The following is an 834-nucleotide window of genomic DNA, read 5'->3' as shown; positions in this document are numbered from 1 at the left end:
GCTGTTCGGCGCGGAAGCCGCGAACGTGCAGCCGAACTCGGGTTCGCAGGCGAACCAGGGCGTGTTCTTCGCGATGCTCAAGCCGGGCGACACGATCATGGGCATGAGCCTCGCGCACGGCGGTCACCTGACGCACGGCTCGCCGGTGAACATGTCGGGCAAGTGGTTCAACGTCGTGAGCTACGGCCTGAATGAAAACGAAGACATCGACTACGAAGCGGCCGAGAAGCTGGCAAACGAGCACAAGCCGAAGCTGATCGTCGCGGGCGCATCGGCGTTCGCGCTGAAGATCGACTTCGAGCGTCTGGCGAAGATCGCGAAGTCGGTCGGCGCGTACCTGATGGTCGACATGGCGCACTACGCGGGCCTGATCGCGGCGGGCGTGTACCCGAATCCGGTGCCGCACGCGGATTTCGTGACGACGACGACGCACAAGAGCCTGCGCGGCCCGCGCGGCGGCGTGATCCTGATGAAGGCCGAGTACGAGAAGCCAATCAACTCGGCAATCTTCCCGGGCATCCAGGGTGGCCCGCTGATGCATGTGATCGCGGCGAAGGCCGTGGCGTTCAAGGAAGCGCTTTCGCCGGAATTCAAGGCATACCAGGAAAAGGTGGTCGAGAACGCACGCGTGCTGGCTGAAACGCTGGTCAAGCGTGGCCTGCGCATCGTGTCGGGCCGCACGGAAAGCCACGTGATGCTGGTGGACCTGCGCGCGAAGAACATCACGGGCAAGGCAGCGGAAGCGGCGCTGGGCGCGGCGCACATCACGGTGAACAAGAACGCGATCCCGAACGATCCGGAAAAGCCGTTCGTGACGAGCGGCATCCGCCTGGG

General features: G+C 64.4%; 1 protein-coding gene. It reads left to right on the top strand.

Translation table 11 applies throughout. The annotated features are described in order from the left end of the window. On the top strand, positions 1-834 hold an 834-nt coding region (glyA, locus tag DIE21_RS36860), incomplete at both ends, for a serine hydroxymethyltransferase (RefSeq protein WP_148092782.1).

The organism is Burkholderia sp. Bp9140, from assembly GCF_003853425.1.
Lineage (GTDB): Bacteria > Pseudomonadota > Gammaproteobacteria > Burkholderiales > Burkholderiaceae > Burkholderia.
The sequence above is the reverse complement of the archived record's forward strand: the minus strand, read 5'-3'. Positions and strand labels throughout refer to the sequence as shown.